The organism is Bacillus sp. JZ105, assembly GCF_053903125.1.
Genome location: NZ_CP096387.1, coordinates 1,019,504 through 1,042,427, shown reverse-complemented (window position 1 = coordinate 1,042,427; position 22,924 = coordinate 1,019,504). Strand labels below are relative to the sequence as shown.

Sequence of the window (22,924 nt, the reverse complement as noted above, 5' to 3'; positions counted from 1 at the left end):
TCCTTTTATCTTGTTTATTTTTATGTGCTGGCTGTTTTTTTATGTATGACGCCCCTGTTTCCTTTCAGATGTATGATTTTCAGCATTGTGGAAAAATTATACACAACCAATCAAGTGGAGGCGACAACATGGAACAAGAACATAAAGGAATGGAACAGGCAAAATCGTTATGGCTGGCCGGCAGTCAGAAACATTCTTTTCCTGCTGTCAGTGAAGATCTCACAGCAGATGTGATCATTGTCGGCGGCGGTATTACCGGTATCGCTGCGGCGTTTGAAATGACAGAGCGGGGACTAGATGTGATCATCATTGATGCCGAACAATTGCTGCAAGGCACGACCGGACACACGACGGCTAAAATCACCTCACAGCATGATGTGTACTATTATGAGCTGATTCAACAAATTGGGATGCCAAAAGCACGTTTGTATGTAGAAGCAAATGAGAAAGCAAAAGACCTCATTCAAGCTCGTATCAAAGAGCACGACATTGATTGTCAGCTAGAGATAAAAGATGCTTACCTTTATACAAAGGAAGAAAGCGGTGTAAAAAAGTTAAAGAAGGAATTAGATGCCTACAAACAGCTTGGTATTGACCGGGAATGGAAAACAAAGCTTCCTTTTGATGCTGACATTAAAGCAGCCCTTGCGATGACCAATCAGGCACAGTTTCATCCCCTTCATTATCTCAATGCGCTAATCGAGAAGCTCCTAGAGCGAGGTGTACGTATCTTTGAACAAACAACCGCTGTTGATGTAAAAGAAGGGAACCGGCCTGCTGTCGTCACAAAAAGCGGTCATCATCTGACAGGGCGCTATGTCATTTCATGCTCACACTTTCCTTTTTATGATGGAAAAGGACTTTATTTCACCCGAATTCATCCAGAGCAATCCTATGTCGTAGCAGCTAGAACAACCAAACCCCTCCCAGACGGAATGTACCTAGGAATTGACCAGCCTGCTCACTCTTTAAGAACGGCAGAATGGCACGGTGAAGAAGTAGTCCTCATCGGAGGAGAAGGCCATAAAACAGGACAAGGCGGAGATGAATCCGCTCACTATGAAGGACTAGAAACGTTTGGAGATGCCACCCTTGGAATAGAAGAAGTGCTGTATCGCTGGTCGACACACGATATGGTCACAATGGATCAAATCCCTTACATTGGCCGCCTGACCAAACACCACCAGAATATCTTTGTAGCAACCGGCTTTAGAAAATGGGGCATGACCACAAGCCATGTCGCAGCCACTCTTATCGGGGATTTAATTGAAGGAAAATCGAATCCTTTCGAATCAATCTTTTCGCCATCAAGACCTGTTACTGACTCTTTCGTTAAAGATTTCGTTAAAGAAAATGCCAATGTCGCTGCCAAGCTGATCAGTGGTAAATTCAAACGAACTGATCAAACAATCGATGATTTAAAACCAGGCGAAGGCGGCATTATCTCCTATGAACATAAAAAGTGCGGCGCCTATAAATCAGAGGATGGGAATGTCTTTCTTGTCGATACAACGTGTACTCACCTAGGCTGTGAAGTGGCTTGGAATAATAGTGACCGCACTTGGGATTGCCCGTGTCACGGTTCACGTTTTTCCATTACTGGAGAAGTAGTAGAAGGCCCTGCTAAAAAACCACTAAAAAGGTCATATAAAGAACAGTAAAATTTCACTCGTCCCCCCTTTAAAAAATCCAATATTATCCGATAAAAAACATAAAGTCTGATATTTTTGATGATTATGGGGGGACAAACACATTGTTATTTAAAAAAGAACCGAAAAGAAAAAACACTGCTTTTTTCACACAGCAGGATGATGGGATAAAACGAATCAACTTCTCGACCAATACGGACATCGCCAAACAAATTAAAATGATCGACCTGACGCAGCATGACCTATTGATATTAAAGCAGCTCAATCCAATTGTTCAGGATGATATTGCGCATATTGTTGATAAGTTTTATAAAAATTTAGAAGTCGAGTCTTCCTTGATGCATATCATTCAAGACAATAGTTCTGTCGATCGTTTGAAAAAAACACTCCGCATTCATATTAGCGAAATGTTTGCAGGTGTGATTGACGAAGCCTATGTGGCAAAACGCATTAAAATCGCGCAAGTTCATTTACGGATTGGACTCCAGCCTAAATGGTACATGGCAGCATTCCAAGACCTTCTGCTATCCATTATGGATTTATTCGCTAACCATATCCAAGATTTCAAAGAATATCAGACAGCGGTCAAAGCGACGACGAAAATTTTAAATTTAGAGCAGCAGCTTGTCCTAGATACATTCCAAAATGAATATTCTAAAATTCGTGATGAAGCAGAAGAGCAGCAGCAGGAGCTTCATACAAAAATCACAGAGACTTCAAATTCGCTTGCTTCGCTCTTTTCAAACACAACAAGTGCAGTCGACAAGCTTGTCTCAAAGTCGGATGAGATGGCGGACATGTCACAAGCTGGAACACAAATTTCAGCACAGGTCGAAGAAAAATCTATCGGCGGTAAAAAAGAATTAGAAATTCAGCAAACACAAATGAACCAAATTGATGGTAGCATGACAAAGATTGAAACAGAAATTAAGCGCCTTGAAGAAATCGCCAAACAAATTGAACAAATCTTTGGGATTGTCACAGGTATTGCAGAGCAGACGAACTTGTTATCTTTAAATGCCTCAATCGAATCTGCACGAGCAGGTGAACACGGAAAAGGTTTTGCTGTCGTTGCAAACGAAGTACGCAAATTATCAGAGGACACCAAGAAAACGGTTTCAACTGTATCTGAACTTGTCAACAATACCAATTCACAAATCGCCATTGTCTCTCAGCATATTGCAGACGTGAATTTACTTGTGACAGACAGTAAAGAAAAAATGACACAAATCAATTCACTCTTTGATGATATCGTCAGCAGCATGAACTTAAGCAAAAACCAAAACGGAAAAATTGAAAATGACCTTCAGACCTTCCTTAACGAATTGAAGGAAGTCAAACAAACGGTGTCTCAAGTTGCTAGCTCCGTCGAATCCTTAACAAGCTTGACAAATCGCTAATACAGCCTTTTTTCTTCTGCTTTAGTATAATAGAAGAAAAGATAGAAAAGGCGGGATTTGATTGACAACAATTTGCCTAGTCAGACACGGGGAAACAGATTGGAATGCGGCGAAACGAATTCAAGGACGAACAGACATCCCTTTAAATGACACAGGTAAATGGCAGGCTGAACAAACTGGACTTTACTTAAAGGATGTCCATTGGGATGTTGTCATTTCCAGTCCACTAACAAGGGCAAAAGAAACGGCACACTTGATTTTAAATCATGTCCATGCCCCGCTTGTCATCATGGAAGATTTCATTGAACGAGATTACGGTGACGCTGAAGGCATGTCGTTTGAGGAGCGTCAGAAGCTGTTTCCAGATAAACAATATCCAAATATGGAACCACTTGAAACGATTCAAAACCGAATGCTAGAAGGTATTGAGAAAGTCAGAGCCGCCTATCCAGATCAACATGTCCTAATCGTGGCTCACGGCGCTGCTATCCATGCTTTACTCACCACTTTGGCTGATGAACATATGAGTCTACAGAACACGAGACTTGTCAATGCTTGCTTAAATTATGTGGAATGGTCAAATGATAAATGGAAGGTCCTTGATTACAACGTGGTCAGCCATTTAACTCAATCCGCCCCTTCTTAAAGAGCCTGTTATCTTAACAGGTTCTTTTTTATGACAAAAACAATGATAAAATAATATTTTTTTATATCGAAATTCGAAATAGATGCTAGACGATTCTACCTATTTTATGGCTTTTCGGGTATCGAATATTTAACCGGAAATGGATCATGAGAAAAAAAGCACGCTCCCTTTTTAATAGATCATCGCTGAAATGATAGAATAAACATATTTTGCCACCAGTTCCAAGTGACTTAATTCCCCAATTTTCGCTAGGACTTTCACAAAAATTCGGGTCTACTCTTATTTGCCTACTTCCCTTAAACTGAATATACAGAATAATCAAACGGATCATTCTTATAGACTACGGATGATTATTCTGAAATAAGAAAAAAGGGATGTGGAATGTGCGTGAAAAAGAAAAATGTGATGACAAGTGTTTTATTGGCTGTCCCTCTTCTGTTTTCAGCGGGGTTTGGAGGCTCCATGGCAAATGCCGAGACAGTCTCCAAAACAGATAGTGAAAAAAGCTATATTGTTGGTTTTAAAGCCTCTGCCACCACAAACAGCTCTAAGAAACAAGCTGTCATTCAAAATGGTGGAAAACTAGAAAAACAATACCGCCTCATTAATGCTGCACAAGTGAAAATGTCCGAACAAGCCGCCAAAAAACTTGAACATGACCCTAGCATTGCTTACGTAGAAGAAGACCATAAAGCAGAAGCATATGCACAAACCGTCCCTTATGGAATCCCTCAAATCAAAGCTCCAGCTGTACACGCTCAAGGTTATAAAGGTGCTAATGTCAAAGTAGCTGTCCTTGATACTGGAATCCACGCTGCACACCCTGACTTAAATGTTGCAGGCGGTGCGAGCTTCGTCCCTTCAGAGCCAAATGCCACCCAAGACTTTCAATCACATGGAACTCACGTAGCTGGAACCATTGCTGCCCTTGATAACACAATTGGTGTTCTTGGGGTCGCTCCAAGCGCTTCCCTATATGCTGTGAAAGTATTAGACCGTAATGGTGACGGACAATACAGCTGGATCATTAGCGGTATTGAATGGGCTGTTGCCAATAACATGGATGTCATCAATATGAGCTTAGGCGGAGCAAGCGGTTCAACAGCACTTAAAAATGCCGTTGATACAGCAAACAACCGCGGAGTCGTTGTTGTTGCCGCCGCAGGTAATTCAGGCTCTAGTGGCTCTAGAAGTACAGTTGGCTATCCGGCAAAATACGAGTCTACAATTGCTGTGGCCAATGTAAACAGTAACAATGTTAGAAACTCATCTTCTAGCGCAGGTCCTGAATTAGATGTTTCTGCACCTGGTACTTCTATTTTAAGTACAGTGCCAAGCAGCGGATACACATCTTATACTGGAACATCTATGGCGTCTCCTCATGTAGCAGGAGCAGCAGCGCTTATTCTTTCTAAAAACCCGAACCTAACAAATTCACAGGTTCGCCAGCGCTTAGAAAATACAGCGACACCGCTTGGTGACTCATTCTATTACGGAAAAGGGTTAATCAACGTTCAAGCGGCTTCTAACTAACCAAGTGTGATAAAAAATCCGGCTGATTCAGCCGGATTCAGCGCGTAGACAAACCCTCGCATTCGGTGTCAGTCCTGCGTGCCGGTTCTCACGAATACTCAATTCGCTCCGCTCCGGTACTCGTCCTTCCTAGACTTCAAAGGTTTTCTATCACGCTGAAAAGAAGACAAAGAGCTAAAATAAAAATCATTTTAGCTCTTTGTCAACAATCTAAATCCGGCTGATTCAGCCGGATTTTATTTATTTACTGCTTTTTCGGCGTCTTCTCTTTTTCCGCCGCTTTTTCCATATCCATGATTCTTTCCATCATGGTCGGGTGTCCATAGCGGAAAATCTTCACTAGAAATGGTGGATTCACCTGGGACAGCCCTGATTTTGCAAGCTTTTGAAAAGACGTTACGCCTGCCTCCCCGTCTTTTGTCATGTTCACCGCATATTCGTCTGCTGCCCGTTCTTGATGCCTTGACACGGCATTTGTAAAAGGTGAAGCTGCAAATGACAGCATCGATACGATGATTAAAAGAAGCGGAAGAGCAGCAATGTCATGTGACACCTTGAGACGAAATGTAGCTGCGCCTTTTTGATAAAGATAAAAATAAAGACGGTCGATCGCAAATAATCCGGCCAATGACAGCACTAAATATCCTGCTAACCCAATATAGACATGTTTCATGACGTAATGTCCCATTTCATGCGCCATGATAAATAAAATTTCTCGGTCTTTCAGCTTTTGCAGTGTTGTGTCCCATAAGACAATACGCTTATTTTCACCAATTCCTGTGACATAAGCGTTCATCGTATTCGTTTTCTCAGACATATTGACCTCATATACATGATCTGCCGGAATATGCGCTTTGCCTGCAAGCGTTAATATCTTCTTCTCTAGAGCTTGATCCTTTAGTGGATAAAAATTGTTATATAACGGATCAATGACGACCGGCTGTATAAAGAAGAGAAACAGCGTAACTGGGACTGTCAAACACCACGCATACAGCCACCAGCGTTTTCTTCTCTTTTGAATCAGCCAAAAGAACACAATAGCACAAAGGGCAAGGAGCGGATATTGAATCCAAAAATCCAGTGTTTGATCTTTCAACCAGCTTGCCGTATTTTGTGCAGAAACTCCGTAGTGCAAAGACAGCTGATAGCCAATCCACTTAATTGGGAATGAAATGATCATGGTTAGAAGTGACAGCACAAACACATACACAAGCTTGCTTAAAAACTTGAAACGAGCTGCTGCCAGGCTCCAGTCTGCTATTTTCCGTGAAAACCCTAAAATGAGCAAAAGAAAAAAGACATACCAATCTAATGGGATGGTTATGAAATACAGCAGATTCCGTATGTTCGAGAAATTCTCGCTGATCACAAGCTCATGACTTGTCATAAAAGTATGCGGATCTGCACTTGTCCCTTTTACACTTTCAGGTACCGATGAATCCCCCATTAGAAACAAATACGAATAAATAAAAAGACCATACAATATGTATGCTACCGTTGCAAGGGCTACCCATTTACGTACTCGCACAAGTCAGCCTCCTTTCCATCCCTCTCTTTATTCTAGTCACGTATTTTTTCGTTTAGAACCTGTCTCATGTGGCTCCATCATAGCATGCCCCAACTGAAAAAGCTTTCGCCAAAAAAATGATTATGCGACTCAAAAATCGGAGAAGCTACATGTAAAACAGTTAGTTGGAGGATCAAAATGAAGAAAATCCTTGCAGGAGTTGTGATTTTTGGACTTTTATTAATCACCTTCTTTTATGTGTTCAGCCGGACGAGCGAGATCTTTGATGAGAACCGCGTAGAAAAATTGCTGCTCTCACCTGCGAATGAATCCATCTCTTATGAAATAGATGATAAGGACACAGCAGAAGATTTAATTGAAGAATTAAATAAAGGCAAACAAACAAGCAATCATCTCAAGAAAAATTTAAAAAAGCCCGATTATATCGCCAAGGTGATGTTCGGACGAACAAACGGCACCACCTTCCAGCTTTGGACCAACCGATCACAGGTCGTTTTTTTAGTTGATGGAACGTTTTATGAACTGAATCAAAAACAGTCGAATTCTTTTCAGAGACAGTTAAAAGAAGCCATTCAAAAGAGCTAAAATGATCTTTAGAGAAACCTTTGAATTGCGAGGATTTGTCTACATGCTAAGGGAGCCTCCTCATCAGAGACTCCCTTTTTTTATTTACTTTCTTCTGCTTGATACTTTTCTCTTAGCGCTCTTCTTAAAATTTTACCTGTTGTGTTTTTAGGAATATCATCTATGAAATGGATCGTTTGGGGCTGCTTATATTTTGCTAAATAGCGTGAACAATGTGTGATGATGTCTTCTTGATTGATGTGAGCATGTTTCTTAGGGGAAATGTAACAGACAACTGCCTCTCCTGTGTGTGGATCTGGCACACCGATGACAACGGCTTCTGCTACAGCTTCATGTTGATAAAGTACTTCTTCTACTTCTCTTGGATAAACATTATAACCGCCAACAAGAATCATATCCTTTTTCCGATCGACAATATAAATATATCCTTCTTCATCTCTTCTCGCCAAATCGCCAGTATACAGCCAGCCGTCTCTTAGCGCAGCTTCTGTATCTTCTGGCATTTGATAATAGCCTTTCATGATGTTTGGCCCTTTGGCTATCAGCTCTCCGACTTCATTTGGTCCGACTTCTTCTCCTAGTTCATTCACAATTTTATTCTTCACATTCATAATGTCAGTCCCGACAGAACCTGGTTTTCTTTTTCCGTCAAGAGGATTGAATGCAGTCACTGGTGATGCCTCTGACAGCCCATAGCCCTCAAGGACCGTAACACCGAACTTTTTCTCAAAGCCATGGAGTAAGGCAACAGGCATTGAGGCACCGCCTGATATACAGATCCTCACAGATGACATCGCTTCCTCATGCCCCTCCTGGCGGTACAAATAGTTATACATGGTGGGTACACCAACAAATAGTGTTGGCTTCTCTTTTTCCATCATGCGCAAAAGCTCTGACGGGCTGAAATGCGGCAAGACATAAATCGTCGCACCATGAATCAACGGTGCATTCATACAAACTGTTAAACAAAATACATGGAACATTGGCAAAGCGGCAATAACCTTGTCCTTTTTATCAATCGATAAATACTCAGCGACATCTCTGGCATTTGAATAAAGGTTGAAATGCGTCAGCATGGCACCTTTTGGTTTTCCTGTCGTGCCAGATGTAAATAAAATGACAGCGGTATCATCTGGCTGAATGGAAGGATGTACGTTTTCATTCGCAGCACCTGTCACAAGCTTTCCAAAGAAAACAAGTCGATCAGATACTTCCTTGAAGCTTGATCTGCACGCCGATTCATTTTCTGCACAAATAATGACTCTTTCAATAGACGGAAGCTGCTCATACACCTGCTCGTAAACTGGCAGAAGCTGTTCAGGCGCCACAATACCTTTCACATCGCCTGTGATGAGCATATATCCAATTTCACTAGGTGTATACGTTGGGTTAATAGGTACAACGACAAGCCCTGCCTTTAATGCGCCAAAAAAAGAAATGACAAAATGCGGTGAATTTCCTAAAATAAGCGCGATATGATCCCCAGCTTGAAACCCTTCGTTGACTAATCCATCTGCAAAACGCTCGATACTTGTCATCAGCTCTCGATAGGTCCACTTCTTTCCTTCAAAGATCAGTGCGATATTTTCTCCCTTCGTCATCGCCGTCTGCTGAAGATTTTTGATCAAATCCATTCTCCCACCCCTTACATGTCATCAATGAATGAATGACCATTCATTTTATGGCCGAACATTCCTCCTTTCTATTATAATAGACAATCGAAAAAATCCACAAGATCAAATGTAAATCGCTTTCATTTCCTTCAATCAAAAAAGCACTGCTATCTCTAGCTGTGCTTTCCCGCAATTAATAAATCAAATCAAGAAAATCCTCTTTTGATACGTTGCCGAAATAGTGGCGCATATCCATATCTTCTAAGACATCACTGATCGTTTTACGATCATATTGCTGTCCGATGAGCCGCTTCTCAATATCGGCAATATCCCCTACGCCAAAGAAATCACCAAAGATTTTGCAATCCTGGATCATCCCTTTTTTCACTTCTAATCGCAAATCAATGGAGCCTGCAGGGAATCTCTTAGAATGCTGCAAATTAAATTTCGGTGAACGGCCGTAGTTCCATTCCCATTTTTGATAGCGATCTCGAGAAATTTCGTGAATCTTTTCCCAATCCTTTTCAGTCAGGCGATATTGAGGCACGTCCCCATTTGTATCAAAAATGTAGCTTAAAAGAATTTTTCTAAATTCTTCTGTTGTCATTTTTTGATCCATCAGTTCACTAATATTGGCAACCCTGCTTCTAATCGATTTGATGCCTTTTGATTCAATTTTTTCTTTTTTCACATTTAAAGCCGAAACGACATGTTCAATTTCTGAATCAAATAGCAGTGTGCCATGGCTGAAAATACGTCCTCTTGTTGCGAACTGGGCATTTCCAGAAATTTTACGTCCATCTGCCATAATGTCATTTCTGCCGCTCAATTCAGCTTTAACGCCTAGCTTTTCAAGCGCTTTGATGACTGGCTCTGTGAACTTTTTAAAGTTATGGAAGCTGTCTCCATCATCTTTTGTGATAAAGCTGAAGTTTAAGTTCCCTTTGTCATGGTAAACTGCACCACCGCCAGATAAGCGGCGCACGACTTTGATTCCGTTGTCTTCCACATACTTTGTGTTGATTTCTTCTATTGTATTTTGGTTCTTTCCGATAATGATCGACGGCTGATTGATGTAAAACAGCAAATATGTTTCTTCTGGCTCTAAATATTTTAAGCAATATTCTTCAATTGCCAAATTAATCATTGGATCATAATGTTGTTCGTTATCGATAAACAGCATCTCTATCTTCCTTCCTTGTTCCATCTAAGCCCTGAATGGGCAAGCTGTATACTGCCAGTATATAACGCCTGTGCTTCATTGACTAGGTCTTTATGACGACCAAAATGGGGCAGATGGGTGATGATGAGTTCTCCAACATTTGCTTCCTTTGCAATCTTCCCTACTTCCGTACTGTTCATATGTCCAGCACCTGATCCATCTTGTCCAGCGTAAAAATTGCTTTCGGCAATGAGCAGATCTGCCCCCTTGCTAAATGGAATAAATGCCTCCTGATAGCTTGAGTCTGCTGTATACACGACCACAGCATCTTCTGCCTGAATTCTCATCGCATAGCATTCTGCTGGATGAACCGTTTTCAAAAAATCAATTTGAAAGGGTCCGAGTTGACTCCCTTCTTCCGGCTGATAAGGCTTTGCCTTTGTATGTACATCATCAGAAAGCCGTCCAAATGCTTCTTGATCACCAGTATGTCCATAGATCGGAAGCGGGCCGCTGCTTTTTCCTAAATGATATCCCACTAGCTTCGCATATTGGAGTGGTCCGATATCTGCCATATGATCGTGGTGATAATGAGAAAGGAGAACAGCATCTAGTTCTTCTATATCAATGTATTGCTGAAGCTTTGAAAGAACACCGCTTCCGCAGTCTATAAGAAGCCTGAAGCCATTTGATTCAAAAAGGTAGCCTGATGTCGCTTCACCAGCTGCCGGAAACCCTCCATAGCATCCAATTACGGTTAATTTCATCGTCATTTTTCCCTCCTTTTCTAAAAATCCCCTTCTTACAATATACCCATTTTTCATGAAAAAAGCATTCTTCCTGCCTATTGTTACAAAACAGATTGACAATTATTAATCTGTTATAATACAATAATAGCAACAAAACGTATAGGAGGATGACAAATGCTAGGAAAAATCACAGAGTTTTTTAGAAATTTGCCCTCAAAAAAATGCACAAAATGTGGAAATGATTTAATGGAACAGCACGAGTGTTATGGTAATGAATGTGAGGAATGCTCACAAGTAAGTTATCTTAAATAAGGAAATAAATTGAATAAAAAAGCACTTTTTTCCTCCTTCGTCAGTTGGAGTCAAAAGTGCTTTTTATTTTTTCTGAAAAATAGGTAAAAAGGTAAAACCCCTGTCACAAAAGGGTTTTTTAGTATTTTCATATGATGAGTTTTAGTTCTGAAGACACTTTTTATTGACTCGAAGCAATGAAGGGGGTTCTAAATGTCTATTTTTTCTAACAATTTTGTATTTTCTTAATATAATTTTATCGTGGACGAACCTCTTTAATTTTAGTTATACTTTAATTCATATATTAAAACTTAATATGATGGGAATATTCCTTTAATGAATATGTTAGGGAGGAAATCTATGAAAAAATTAAAATTTGGATTGGCTACTCAAATCCTAATCGGTCTTATTCTCGGTGTCGTTGTTGGGGCAATCTTTTTCGGTAACCCAGGTGTCGAGACATACTTAAAACCAATTGGAGACTTCTTCTTAAGACTCATCAAGATGATTGTCATACCAATTGTCGTATCCAGCTTAATTTTAGGTGTTGCAGGTGCGGGTGATGGTAAAAAAGTAGGGAAACTAGGTTTTAGAACCATTCTTTATTTTGAAATTATCACAACATTTGCGATTATTCTTGGTCTTGTCCTTGCAAACTTTGTACAGCCTGGTGCAGGCGTTGACTTTGGACATGCTGAAAAACAAGATATTAGCCAGTATGTTGAAACGGAAAAAGAGCAAAGCAGCAAATCAGTTGCTGATACGTTCCTTCATATCGTTCCAACGAACTTCTTCCAATCATTGGCGGAAGGTGATTTGCTTGCGATTATTTTCTTCACTGTGCTATTTGCACTTGGCATTTCAGCGATTGGTGAACGCGGTAAACCAGTGCTCGCCTTCTTCGAAGGTGTATCACATGCCATGTTCCATGTCGTCAATGTTGTGATGAAAGCTGCACCATTCGGTGTATTCGCACTCATTGGTGTGACCGTATCAAAATTTGGTCTTGAATCTCTTATTTCATTAGGTAAACTTGTAGGTCTTGTTTATTTTGCGCTTGCACTCTTCCTTATCGTTGTATTCGGAATTATCGGAAAGATGATTGGCGTCAATATTTTCAGATTTCTTGCTTACATGAAAGACGAAATGCTTCTTGCCTTTAGTACATCCAGCTCTGAAACAGTTTTACCAAGAGTCATGGATAAAATGGAGCGCATCGGATGTCCAAAAGGAATTGTTTCGTTCGTTATCCCAATCGGTTATACGTTTAATCTGGACGGCTCCGTCTTGTATCAAGCCATTGCTGCGCTTTTCCTTGCACAGGTATATGGCATTGACCTCACGATCGTCCAGCAGCTTACACTTGTTCTTGTACTGATGGTAACATCTAAAGGAATGGCTGCCGTTCCTGGTACTTCATTTGTTGTATTACTCGCGACATTAGGAACGATCGGTGTACCTGCTGAAGGTCTTGCATTTATTGCAGGTGTGGACCGTATCATGGATATGGCGCGGACAGTTGTAAACTTAACAGGAAATGCACTTGCAGCTGTTGTCATGTCTAAATGGGAAGGGCAGTATGACCCTGAAAAAGGACATCGTGTGATGACTGGACAAGAGGCACCTGAGCCAACACAGCTTTCAAGCTAACCAAAAAGAACCCCATCTATCGGGGGTTCTTTTTTTATGCTGTGATTAATGGTGATTGAACATAGTGATAAAGGAGATCCGCTGTATGGACAAGTGAATCTTCATGTGTTCTCTCAAAAGCATGCGAGGAATCTATACCAGGACCAATCAGTCCATGAATGATATCATGTCCTGCTCTAATGGCCGCTGATGCATCAGAGCCATAATAAGGGTAAATATCAAGGCGGTAATCAATGCTGTTCTCTTCTGCTAATGCAGCTAAATGCTTGCGTAATCCATAGTGATAAGGGCCGCTCGAATCCTTTACACAAATCGATACACTGTATTCATCTGTTGATTGACCGTCACCGATCGCACCCATATCTACAGCTAGATATTCCACTGTTTCTTCTGGAATATTCGAGTTGCCGCCGTAGCCAATCTCTTCATTATTGGAAATTAAGAAATGCGTCGTATGCGGCAATGTGATCTTTTCCTTTTGAATCCGGTGGATGAGCCGCAAAAGCAGCGCAACACTTGCCTTATCATCAAGATGTCTTGATTTAATAAACCCTGAAGACGTCACTTCCACTCTCGGATCAAATGAAATAAAGTCCCCTACTTGAATGCCAAGTGCTTTGACATCGTCTGCATTTTTCACCTTTTCATCGAGACGAATCTCCATATTTTCTTGATTTCGTTTCGCTTTTCCAGCATCCGCATAGACGTGTACGGATGTTTGATGCATAAGAATAGTCCCTGTGTATGTATGTCCTGATGCTGTTTCAATTTCACAATATTCGCCTTCAATTGAGTTATATTGAAAGCCTCCAATGAGTGCAAGACGAAGCCGTCCATTTGATTTAATTTCCTTAACCATCGCACCGAGCGTATCAACATGCGCTGTCAGCATGCGGTGTTCTTTGTCATCTGTCCCTTTAATGGTAGCAATTAATCCGCCTTTTCGATTTCGTTTTATCTCAATATTCAAATCTTGTAAAAAACGTTCAACAAAGCCGATCACTTTTTCTGTATTTCCTGATGGACTTGGGATTGATACGAGCTTTTGAATCAGCTGAACGGTTTCGTTTACTTCAGTGGTCATTCGGCATTTCCTCCTTTATCTGAAAGCAATTCCTTCCATGTATGCCTTTTTCAGCATCTCTTCTTAAAATATATCGCTTCAGGTTCGAGATGTCTAATTTCAAATGAAAAATCCTTCCTCTATAAAGAGAAAGGATTCATGGATTAAGCTTCGTCTTGTTTCATTTTTCTTACGTTCCACGCAAAGTATGCTGTTGTTGCCGCCATCATGATGATCGCAACTGTTCCAAGGATCGCTGCTTGGTGCCATAAATAGCTGTCATCACCGCTTGCAATGATCGTTCTAAATCCGTTGATGGTATACGTCATTGGAAGCAGACTATGAATGACTTGGAAGAATTTTGGCACAAGCTCAAGCGGGAATGTACCAGCACTTGCTGCGAGCTGAAGAACCAAGATAATAACGGCAATGAAGCGTCCTGGGTTCCCCATAGTTGTCGCCAGCAGCTGAATAATCGCCAAGAATGTCAGACTGACGATGATCGCAAAGAGATAGAAGCGCCAGAGGCTTTCCACCTCAAGACCAAGCCCAAAGATGAGCATGGAGCTTACAATGACCGCTTGCAGGATACCGACAAAGAGGAGCACACTATATTTGCTGAAAAACCATTCAAACGCATTTCTAGGGCGTCCAGCAGGGTCTTTCATTGGGAATACAACAGTGAGCATGAGAGCCCCTACAAAGAGTCCCATCGATAAAATATAAGGTGTGAGCCCTGTACCATAATTATCGATCTTTTTCGCTGTATCATTTTCTGTTTTCACGGGACTCGCAATCATATTGTAATTGTCTTGACCCGCATCAATTTCTCCTGTTTCATCAGCGGCACTTTTTAATTTATCGGACAGCTTACCTGTACCGCTCTTTAAATCTCCCAATCCTTTATCGAGTGATTTTGAGCCTTCAGCAAGCTTAGATGTGTTGCTTTGGATATTCGTTGAACCACTTTCCAGCTTATTTAACGCTGCGCTCAGCTGGCTTGAACCATTGGCAAGTTTATCCGCACCGCTTTTCGCCGTTTCAAGCTTTCCATTTGCTGTTTGCAGACCATCTTGTAATTGGCCTTGACCTGTTTGAAGCTTCAGAGCACCTTGATACAATTGATTCGTACCAGTTGTCATTTGATCAATCGCATTTTGTATCGCGACTGTAGACGTGTACAGCTGTTCTGTTTTCTTTGGAAGCTGTTTGACTTGCTGCAGCTGAGCTTTTGCAGAAGCAACCGCAGATTGAACCTCACTTGCATCAGGCAGTTCCTGCAAGGCCGCTAAGCTTTGTTCAAGTCCAGATAGATCAGGCAGTTCGATTTTAGACAGACTGTCAAGCTGATCCATTGCCGCCTTTTTCTCTTCATCTGTCATTGAGCTGTTTTGGATGATGCTTTTTACTTTAGCATCTCGATTCGATAACGCTTCTTTTAATGAAGCCAGTTTTGTACTAAACGTTTTTGCGTCTTTTTTCACCTGATCGAGTTTAGGCGCCATCTTTTCAAGATTGGCTAATTCTGGTGACGACAAGACTTTTTCTACTGCTTCAATTTTTTCTGAAAAAGATTGTGCTTTGTTGTTTAGCTGCTCAATGCCGGCTGTAAATTGCGGCATTTTAGAAGCGAGCTGCTGATGACCTTCACGGCTTGTGTTTAACCCTTCAGTCAATGTATCAATTCCTGTACCAAGCTCTCCAAATTTCTGATCAATGGTCTGATAGCCTGTTAATAGCTGGCCAAGTCCGCTGTCAAGAGTTTGTACCCCTGTATTCAGTTCACCCATTTTACCAGCAAACTGATGAACACCTTCGCTATAGGTTAACGTTCCCTCAGCCAATTTTGCTAGATTTTCTTTTAACTTGTTACTGCCATCTTTTGCACTTTTTGTTCCTTCATCAATTTTCTTCGCACCATCGCTTGCTTGATCTAAGCCTTTTGCAATCGTTTTGAAGTTATCAAAAATGACCTCTGCGTAATTTTTTGTGACTTCCTTTGAAACCGAATCTTTTAATTTGATAATGGCATTATTCGCAATTTGTGACGCCGCATAGTTGGCGCCTGGATTCGTATAATATTTCAAATTCGATTTTTTGGGATGTTTATCAAGAACTGTACTTGCATTTTTCGAGAAATCCTTTGGTATTTCCACGACGAGATAATAATCCTCGTTATTTAATCCCTTCAAGGCTTTTTCTTCACTATCGACAAAGTTCCATTTGAAATTATCGTTTTTCTTTAATTCCTTCACTAAATCATCGCCGACATGCAGTGTTTTCCCTTCATAATGACTGCCTTCATCCAAGTTGACAACCGCTACAGGCAATTGATCGACTGTACCATATGGATCCCAGTACGCTTTTAAAAAAATGCCGCTGTAAATCAGCGGAATAAATAAGACAGCTAAAATCGGGATCAGTAGTTTTTTACTCGTCACAATGTCTTTCCATTGATTCCGAATTAAATTCATTGCTGTTTTCCTCCCATAGATGAATGACTAAATTTAGAATTTGGTCATTTGAACTTAAAAAAAATTATGTTGCTGCTAAAAGTCCTTTGAGTACATAAAGCTCCAGCGACTCGGCCACCTCTTCTTTTGTTAAAGGCTCGTATCGCTTTTCCCAATCAAAAATAAGTGCAATATATAGTTTCACCATCACAAATGCAGTCAACTCAGGATCACATGGCTTAATATCGCCTTTATCAATCGCTTCTTTTACTTTCGTTTTAACATAGCGAATGATCATTTGCTCCATCTTCTCAATCATTTCCTTGACCGCCGATGTGCCAAGCTCCGCATTTTCCTGAAAGATTTTGATTGTGAGCTGGTGGTTTTTTCGAAAATCCAATATTGCAAAGAGTGCTAAGTGAAGGTTTTCAGAGAAACTTTTCTCCTCATCCATTGCTTCATCCGCAATTTTCCTCATCTCCGTTAAAAGGGAGGTGAAAATTTCATCAAACAGCTCTTCTTTGTTTTTGAAAAAGGTATAAATGGTTCCTTTTCCGACGTTGGCAAGCTTCGCCACAAGGTCCATTGTGGTTGCTTTATACCCGAATTGAGTAAATGCCTTCGTAGCCCCGTCTAAAATCATTTGTCTCCTATCAACACTCATGATCTCACTCCCGAAATGACTATTTGAACGTTTTGGTCATTAAGTACAGAAAGTAATATACCACATCCTTTTCTCCGGATGCAACAACTTTGTTCACTTTTATGATTCACAACTCTTTTTGAATTATTCGAGCATGAAAAACTCCCTTTCCTCGATAGAAAAGGGAGTTTGTTTTATGAAAATAGATAAGATACAGCCTCTGAAATGGCAGCTTTTCCTTGATCAATACAATCAGGGATTCCGACACCTTCAAAAGCAGCACCTGTGATATAAACGCCAGGATATGATTGCTTAAACGTTTCTCGCATGTTCGAAATGGCTTTTTGATGACCGACGTGATATTGCGGCATGCTCGTCTTCCAGCGAGTCACTGTCGTCAGTTCTGGATCTGCTTTAATATCCATGATTTTCTTCAAATCCTCCAGCACAATGCTGACGATTTGATGGTCTGACTGTTCGACAATTGATTCGTCGCCAGCCTTCCCTACATATGCACGCAATAGCGTTTTTCCTTTAGGAGCTGTATGCGGCCATTTTTTGTTCGTCCACGTACAGGCTGTAATAGAGAAATCACTGTTTCTTGAGATGACAAAACCAGTGCCGTCATATTCATTATGAACATCCTCTTCTTTAAAACCGAGTGCAACCGTTGCAACAGAAGTAGATGTCATATCATGCAAGTACTCAAGCCCTGCTTCTTTTGGAAACATGGAATAGATCGATTGATGCGGAGCTGTCACAATGGCTGAATCAGCCAAAAGCGTTTGACCGCTGTCTAACTGCACACCGTAGCCCCCATCTGTTTTTTCAATCTGCTTCACTTTTGTTCCTTTATAAACCGTTGTCAGCTTGAGCTTGCTTTCTACTGCTTCAACAAGCGCTTGCAGTCCTTGATTGATCGTTTGGAACTGTCCTTGTTTTTTCGCTGTCACTTGCTGCGCTTTCGCATGCTGCTGTGATTTTTTCATCCCAAGAATCAAACTGCGATGCTTTTGTTCTGTTTGATAAAACTGCGGGAAGGTGGACATTAAGCTGAGGCGGTCAATGTCACCTGCATAAATGCCTGATAGCAGAGGTTCAATTAGATTCTCAACTATCTCATCACCGACACGTCTTCTAAAGAATTCACCGAGCGACTGATCTTCTGTCTGCTTGCTTTTTGGCAAGACGAAATCCATTGCAGCTCTCGCTTTTCCTGCAACTGAAAAAAGACCGGTTGTGATGAATGGGCTGATTTGAGTTGGAATACCCATCACAGCGCCTTTTGGCATTGGGTGAAGGGTTTCATTGACTAGTACATATGCCTGCCCTGTTTCATTATTGACGAGCTGATCTGCAAGACCCACATCTTTCGCCAGCTGCGGTCCACTGGCCTTTCTTTCTAAAAATGAATCAGGTCCACGTTCAATGATGTAGCCGTCTTTATATAATGTTTGGATTTTTCCACCTAGCCTAGGGCTCGCTTCAATAAGAGATATTTGAATGGGAAGACCTTTTTCTTCGACTTCCTTTTCCAAATAGAAGGCGGCGGCTAATCCAGTGATGCCACCGCCAATGATGACAAGGTGTTTTTGATTGTCATGCATAGGATCGCCTTCTTTTATATAATTACTTGCTTTCGTCAAGCTTCTTTAATACGACAGTTGCGAGAGCATCAATAAATGCTGGTTTCGCATTTGGCATTTCTGGACGATAGTAGGCAGCACCGATTTCATCTGTCACGACTTTACATTCATAATCGTTGTCGTATAACACTTCAAGATGGTCAGCGACAAACCCAACAGGCACATATACGAACGTTTTATAGCCTTTTTGTTCGAATAGGTCCCGTGTTAAGTCTTGAACGTCTGGTCCAAGCCATGGATCAGGCGTGTTGCCTTCACTTTGCCAGCCAATTTCATAATGTTCAATTCCCGCACCTTCTGCAATCATTTTGGCAGATTGTGCGAGCTGATCAGGATATGGATCTCCTGCTGCAATAATTTTCTCAGGAAGGCTGTGTGCAGACACAATGAGTACGGCTGATTCTCTTTCCTCTTCACTCATCGATGCATACGTATCCTTCACTTGTTTCACCCAATAGTCCACAAACTTCGGCTCATCGTACCAGCTTTCCACAGACGTAATCTTCAGATTGCCAAGCTTGTCTGCCTCATCTTGTGCACGCTTGTTATACGATTTCACGCTAAAGGTTGAAAAATGCGGTGCAAGAACAATACTCACTGCTTCTGTGATGCCGTCCTTGTGCATCTCTGCAACTGCATCCTCAATGAACGGCTCAATATGCTTTAATCCAATGTAGACATGAAATTCAATGTCGTCTTGGATGTCGTTCAAATGATCACACAAACCGTTTGCCTGCTGTTCGGTAATTTTTGATAAAGGAGAAATACCGCCAATTGCCTTGTAGCGATCTTTCAAATCTTGCAGCATCTCTGGCTCCGGCTTTCTGCCTCTGCGGATATGTGTATAATAACGTTCAATATCTTCTTCTTTATATGGGGTGCCATATGCCATGACAAGAAGTCCCATTTTCTTTTTCTCCACAACCAACACTCCTTCAGATCATTTGAAATAGTTTAGATGGATGATTTTTTATGTTTCGCTGAATAATCATGAATAAAACTTGTCAGCTTCTTTAACGTATCTGGTGAAACATCAGGAAATACCCCATGACCTAAGTTAAAAATAAAGTAATCTGATTTCATTCCTTGATCTAAAATATCTTTTGCTCTCTCTTCAATGACTTCCCAAGGAGCCAGTAAGATGGTTGGATCAAGGTTCCCCTGCAACGTTTTTGTGAGTCCTTCTTTTCTTGCTTCGTCTACACTCATACGCCAGTCCAGTCCAACCACATCAAGCGGCAGGTCATGCCAGTCTTTCGCTAAATGGCTTGCACCAACTCCATACATGATCATTGGGACATTTTCAGACTTCAGCTCTGTGAAAATTCGCTGCATGACGGGCTTAATGAATGTCCGGTAATCTGCTGCATTTAAAGCGCCAACCCATGAGTCGAAAATTTGAAATGCACTGACCCCGGCTTTTACCTGCGCGCGTATATACGTGATCGTCATATCAGCTAACTTGTTCATGAGCAGCATCCACGCCTCAGGATCACTGTACATCAGCGCCTTTGTTTTATGATAATTTTTAGATGGACCGCCTTCAATCATATAGCTTGCCATCGTAAATGGTGCGCCAGCAAAACCGATAAGTGGAACATTCAGCTGCTCCTTTGTTAAAAGCTGAATAGTATCAAGCACATATGGCAGGTCTTCTTCAGGATGAAGTTCCCCAAGACGTTCAATATCTGCTTTAGATCGAATCGGTGCATCAATCACAGGTCCAATTCCATTTTTAATTTCAACGTCCACTCCAATAGCCGGAAGCGGGGTCATAATATCTTTATATAAAATAGCGGCATCTACACCATATTGTTCTACAGGAAGTCTTGTTACATAAGCACATAATTCTGGCTGATGCGTAATTTCAAATAGCCCGTATTTTTCTTTAAGGGCACGATATTCAGGCTGTGAGCGTCCTGCCTGTCTCATATACCAAACTGGTACATGGTCTGTTTTTTCCCCTTTACACGCCTTTAAGAACGTGTCATTAAAAACCTTCGTTTTTCCCATTACCTTTCATTCCACCTTTCGCCTTATACTCTCTTTTTGTACAAGGCTCAAACCTGCTTTTACTATACCGCTTTTTCAAGGCACGGTATACTAAAGCGGCTCATTGTTCAAAAAATCGCCGAATATTAACGTCCAAAAGCCTCTGGCTTAACATATGGACTGCCTTCGCCTTCTTCTTGCGTTTGGGTATTATATGGAACAACCTTATACTCTGCATTTGAAAACACATTGGCATACGGCATCGTATAGCTGCCCTCGCCTGTCACTGTGTCGATCAGCGTCTCGCTTCCATTTCTCTTTTCATAGATGCGGTATTCAACGCGTTTATCCTCCTGATCGTCCCAAGACAGCTCTAATGTAAACAATCCTTTAATTTTAAACGCATAGCGGGCTTCAAATCCTGATAGTCCCTCTAAATGGATGGGCGACTCGAGCTCTTTAATCCCCTCTGGTTTTTCAAACGTTTCATTGGTGATTTGAGCTGCTGTTAAAATATCTTTAAACAGCTGCACCGGGTATTGACTGCCTCCAGTTAAATAGTGGCTGTTATCCGTTTTGTCATACCCCATCCAAATTGCACCCGTTGTACTAGGCGTATAGCCGGCAAACCAAGCATCCTTTGTTGCACCTTTCACACCCGAATATGTGGTCGTACCTGTCTTACCTGCTAAATCTCCAGCGTATGAACCGCTCTGGGCTGTTCCGCCTTTGACGACTTGCTGGAGCATTCTTGTCATATTCCAAGCATTCTGCACACTCAATACTCGTTCTTGCTGACTACGATTCTTTTCTACAGTTTCTCCTTCATCATTGGTGATTTTTTGAATAAAGAAAGGCTTTTTATATACGCCTTCATTTGCAAATGTATGAAAGGCTCCAGCAATCTGTAATGGAGAAACTCCTTTTTCTAATCCGCCCAGCGCAATAGCTAAACCTTTATCCGAGATATCTATCCCCATTTTCTCGAGATATGATTTCGACGTATCAATGCCCAGCTGGCTTAATGTCCACACCGCAGCGGTATTTTTACTTTTCATGAGGGCTTCCACCATTGTGACCCTGCCTTCATACTGCCCATCGTAATTCTTTGGTGAATAGCCGTCATAACTTTTTTCTTTGTCTTCAAGCAGTGAATAAGGTCTGAATTTTTTCTCCTGCATTGCCGGACCGTAGACCGCGATCGGCTTAAAAACAGATCCCGGCTGCCTAACAGCTGTCACCCTGTTGTAGCCTCTCGCCTGATATTCTCGTCCCCCGATGGCTGCTTTCACTCCACCAGAATCGTTATCAATGAATACGGCGCTGCCTTCCGAAGAACCGCTTTTTCCCGGGAAATAACGGTTGTTCTTCATCGCTTCATAAGCGGTTTTTTGCAGATTCATATCAATCGGAACTGTAATGGTATAGCCGCCTTGAAGCAATTGTTCATGCGAAATGGCATACTCTGATTCTGCTTCTTTAATAATGAGGTCAACATAGCTGTCCACCCAAGGCGTTTCTGATTTCTTTTTTAAATGAATGCCTAGTGTTCTTCCTTTTGCTTCTACTGTTTCTGTTGAAGACAAATATCCTTGTTCGTTCATTAAATTCAGGATGGTGTCCCGCCTCTGTTTATTTTTATCAGGGTGTAAAACAGGCGAGTAAGAAGATGGTGCCTTTGGCATCGCAGCGAGTGTGGCACCTTCGCTGACCGTTAAATCTTTGACATCCTTACTAAAATAATAATTGGCTGCTGCCTGAATACCATAAACACCATGGCCGAAGTAAAGCTGATTCAAATACATTTCTAGCAGCTTATCCTTTGAATAATCTCTCTCTAAATTAATGGCAATAATGACTTCTTTCGTTTTTCGAAGAAAGGTTTTGTCATTTGTGAGAAAAATATTTTTTGCGAGCTGCTGGGTAATTGTACTGCCGCCCTCTACTTTCCCTCCTGCTAATATATCTCGATAAACCGCCCTTGAAATAGACTGTGCATCAATCCCGTGATGCTCATAAAAACGCTTGTCCTCGACAGCCACAAAAGCTTTTGCTACTTTATCAGGCACCTCTTTTAATGACACAGGGTCCCGATTTTCTGAATACATGCTTGTGAGTTCTTTTCCATTCTGATCAATGATTTTGGAAGAAGCGTGAAAAACAAGCTTCTTTTCATCTATGACATAATGTCCTAAAAATAAAATCGTCAGATAGCCAATAAATGAGAGTACGATTGTACTTCCTGCAATGACTAATGGAATGATTATCTTCTTTTTCTTCAAATTAGGTCACCTCATTCCTTTATACGGATAGTATGGGAT

The 22,924-nt window shown here is 41.3% G+C and carries 18 protein-coding genes and 1 pseudogene; 8 read left to right on the top strand and 11 right to left on the bottom strand.

Features of this window, described 5'->3' with window-relative positions; translation table 11 throughout:
• The first annotated feature begins 128 nt into the window (after positions 1-128).
• The 5 genes and pseudogenes from M1D81_RS05185 (at position 129) to M1D81_RS05165 (ending at position 5,228) form a co-directional block, all read left to right on the top strand.
• The gene (locus M1D81_RS05185; protein ID WP_456265428.1) at positions 129-1,661 is read left to right on the top strand and encodes an FAD-dependent oxidoreductase; all 1,533 of its coding nucleotides are present in this window, start codon (positions 129-131) and stop codon (positions 1,659-1,661) included.
• Positions 1,662-1,753: 92 nt separating this feature from the next.
• A pseudogene (locus tag M1D81_RS05180) lies at positions 1,754-2,293 on the top strand (protoglobin family protein); the annotation flags it as partial.
• A 144-nt stretch (positions 2,294-2,437) separates the two neighbouring features.
• Positions 2,438-3,049: a methyl-accepting chemotaxis protein gene (locus tag M1D81_RS05175; RefSeq protein ID WP_456270899.1), complete on the top strand. Its 612-nt coding sequence runs from the start codon at positions 2,438-2,440 to the stop codon at positions 3,047-3,049.
• A gap of 61 nt (positions 3,050-3,110) precedes the next feature.
• Positions 3,111-3,695, top strand: coding sequence for a histidine phosphatase family protein (locus tag M1D81_RS05170; RefSeq protein WP_456265429.1), 585 nt, complete (start codon positions 3,111-3,113; stop codon positions 3,693-3,695).
• 387 nt (positions 3,696-4,082) lie between these two features.
• Positions 4,083-5,228, top strand: coding sequence for a serine alkaline protease SapB (locus M1D81_RS05165; RefSeq protein WP_044335827.1), 1,146 nt, complete (start codon positions 4,083-4,085; stop codon positions 5,226-5,228).
• Positions 5,229-5,472: 244 nt separating this feature from the next.
• On the opposite strand, the gene M1D81_RS05160 is transcribed toward M1D81_RS05165, so the two are convergent.
• Complete coding sequence (locus M1D81_RS05160; protein WP_456265430.1) at positions 5,473-6,756, bottom strand: M48 family metallopeptidase; 1,284 nt, start codon at positions 6,754-6,756, stop codon at positions 5,473-5,475.
• 177 nt (positions 6,757-6,933) lie between these two features.
• Here M1D81_RS05160 and M1D81_RS05155 point away from each other — a divergent pair, with 177 nt between their 5' ends.
• Positions 6,934-7,341 (top strand): sporulation protein, encoded by a 408-nt coding sequence (locus tag M1D81_RS05155; RefSeq protein WP_456265431.1) that lies wholly within the window; start codon positions 6,934-6,936, stop codon positions 7,339-7,341.
• An 80-nt stretch (positions 7,342-7,421) separates the two neighbouring features.
• On the opposite strand, the gene M1D81_RS05150 is transcribed toward M1D81_RS05155, so the two are convergent.
• The 3 genes from M1D81_RS05150 to M1D81_RS05140 all read right to left on the bottom strand — a co-directional run bounded on the left by M1D81_RS05150 (position 7,422) and on the right by M1D81_RS05140 (position 10,883).
• Positions 7,422-8,975 (bottom strand): fatty acid--CoA ligase family protein, encoded by a 1,554-nt coding sequence (locus tag M1D81_RS05150; protein WP_456265432.1) that lies wholly within the window; start codon positions 8,973-8,975, stop codon positions 7,422-7,424.
• Positions 8,976-9,147: 172 nt separating this feature from the next.
• Positions 9,148-10,137, bottom strand: coding sequence for a lipoate--protein ligase (locus M1D81_RS05145; protein WP_456265433.1), 990 nt, complete (start codon positions 10,135-10,137; stop codon positions 9,148-9,150).
• 2 nt (positions 10,138-10,139) lie between these two features.
• Complete coding sequence (locus M1D81_RS05140) at positions 10,140-10,883, bottom strand: MBL fold metallo-hydrolase (RefSeq protein ID WP_456265434.1); 744 nt, start codon at positions 10,881-10,883, stop codon at positions 10,140-10,142.
• A gap of 156 nt (positions 10,884-11,039) precedes the next feature.
• On the opposite strand from M1D81_RS05140, the gene yhfH reads away from it, so the two are divergent.
• Positions 11,040-11,177 (top strand): protein YhfH, encoded by a 138-nt coding sequence (gene yhfH, locus M1D81_RS05135; RefSeq protein ID WP_008359029.1) that lies wholly within the window; start codon positions 11,040-11,042, stop codon positions 11,175-11,177.
• A gap of 339 nt (positions 11,178-11,516) precedes the next feature.
• Positions 11,517-12,806 (top strand): cation:dicarboxylate symporter family transporter, encoded by a 1,290-nt coding sequence (locus M1D81_RS05130; protein WP_456265435.1) that lies wholly within the window; start codon positions 11,517-11,519, stop codon positions 12,804-12,806.
• Positions 12,807-12,840: 34 nt separating this feature from the next.
• Here the strand turns inward: M1D81_RS05130 and M1D81_RS05125 are convergent, their stop codons facing one another.
• From M1D81_RS05125 to M1D81_RS05095, 7 genes are all read right to left on the bottom strand, one after another.
• Entirely contained in the window at positions 12,841-13,890 is a 1,050-nt protein-coding gene (locus M1D81_RS05125; RefSeq protein WP_456265436.1) for a M42 family metallopeptidase, read from the bottom strand.
• Positions 13,891-14,033: 143 nt separating this feature from the next.
• Complete coding sequence (locus M1D81_RS05120; protein WP_456265437.1) at positions 14,034-16,343, bottom strand: YhgE/Pip family protein; 2,310 nt, start codon at positions 16,341-16,343, stop codon at positions 14,034-14,036.
• A 64-nt stretch (positions 16,344-16,407) separates the two neighbouring features.
• Positions 16,408-16,986, bottom strand: a complete 579-nt coding sequence (locus M1D81_RS05115) for a TetR/AcrR family transcriptional regulator (RefSeq protein ID WP_456265438.1) — start codon at positions 16,984-16,986, stop codon at positions 16,408-16,410.
• Positions 16,987-17,159: 173 nt separating this feature from the next.
• Positions 17,160-18,572: a protoporphyrinogen oxidase gene (hemY, locus tag M1D81_RS05110; RefSeq protein WP_456265439.1), complete on the bottom strand. Its 1,413-nt coding sequence runs from the start codon at positions 18,570-18,572 to the stop codon at positions 17,160-17,162.
• 22 nt (positions 18,573-18,594) lie between these two features.
• The gene (gene hemH, locus M1D81_RS05105; protein ID WP_024426557.1) at positions 18,595-19,533 is read right to left on the bottom strand and encodes a ferrochelatase; all 939 of its coding nucleotides are present in this window, start codon (positions 19,531-19,533) and stop codon (positions 18,595-18,597) included.
• A gap of 32 nt (positions 19,534-19,565) precedes the next feature.
• Positions 19,566-20,624 (bottom strand): uroporphyrinogen decarboxylase, encoded by a 1,059-nt coding sequence (hemE, locus tag M1D81_RS05100; RefSeq protein ID WP_456265440.1) that lies wholly within the window; start codon positions 20,622-20,624, stop codon positions 19,566-19,568.
• A gap of 125 nt (positions 20,625-20,749) precedes the next feature.
• Positions 20,750-22,885: a transglycosylase domain-containing protein gene (locus M1D81_RS05095; protein WP_456265441.1), complete on the bottom strand. Its 2,136-nt coding sequence runs from the start codon at positions 22,883-22,885 to the stop codon at positions 20,750-20,752.
• Positions 22,886-22,924 lie beyond the last annotated feature (39 nt).

Bases quoted from the DNA above. Each gene is read 5' to 3' on its own strand.
- M1D81_RS05185 (WP_456265428.1), top strand. From the start codon at position 129: ATGGAACAAGAACATAAAGGAATGGAACAGGCAAAATCGTTATGGCTG.
- M1D81_RS05175 (WP_456270899.1), top strand. From the start codon at position 2,438: ATGGCGGACATGTCACAAGCTGGAACACAAATTTCAGCACAGGTCGAA.
- M1D81_RS05155 (WP_456265431.1), top strand. From the start codon at position 6,934: ATGAAGAAAATCCTTGCAGGAGTTGTGATTTTTGGACTTTTATTAATC.
- M1D81_RS05150 (WP_456265432.1), bottom strand. From the start codon at position 8,975: ATGGATTTGATCAAAAATCTTCAGCAGACGGCGATGACGAAGGGAGAA.
- M1D81_RS05145 (WP_456265433.1), bottom strand. From the start codon at position 10,137: ATGCTGTTTATCGATAACGAACAACATTATGATCCAATGATTAATTTG.
- M1D81_RS05140 (WP_456265434.1), bottom strand. From the start codon at position 10,883: ATGAAATTAACCGTAATTGGATGCTATGGAGGGTTTCCGGCAGCTGGT.
- yhfH (WP_008359029.1), top strand. From the start codon at position 11,040: ATGCTAGGAAAAATCACAGAGTTTTTTAGAAATTTGCCCTCAAAAAAA.
- M1D81_RS05130 (WP_456265435.1), top strand. From the start codon at position 11,517: ATGAAAAAATTAAAATTTGGATTGGCTACTCAAATCCTAATCGGTCTT.
- M1D81_RS05125 (WP_456265436.1), bottom strand. From the start codon at position 13,890: ATGACCACTGAAGTAAACGAAACCGTTCAGCTGATTCAAAAGCTCGTA.
- M1D81_RS05120 (WP_456265437.1), bottom strand. From the start codon at position 16,343: ATGAATTTAATTCGGAATCAATGGAAAGACATTGTGACGAGTAAAAAA.
- M1D81_RS05115 (WP_456265438.1), bottom strand. From the start codon at position 16,986: ATGAGTGTTGATAGGAGACAAATGATTTTAGACGGGGCTACGAAGGCA.
- hemY (WP_456265439.1), bottom strand. From the start codon at position 18,572: ATGCATGACAATCAAAAACACCTTGTCATCATTGGCGGTGGCATCACT.
- hemE (WP_456265440.1), bottom strand. From the start codon at position 20,624: ATGGGAAAAACGAAGGTTTTTAATGACACGTTCTTAAAGGCGTGTAAA.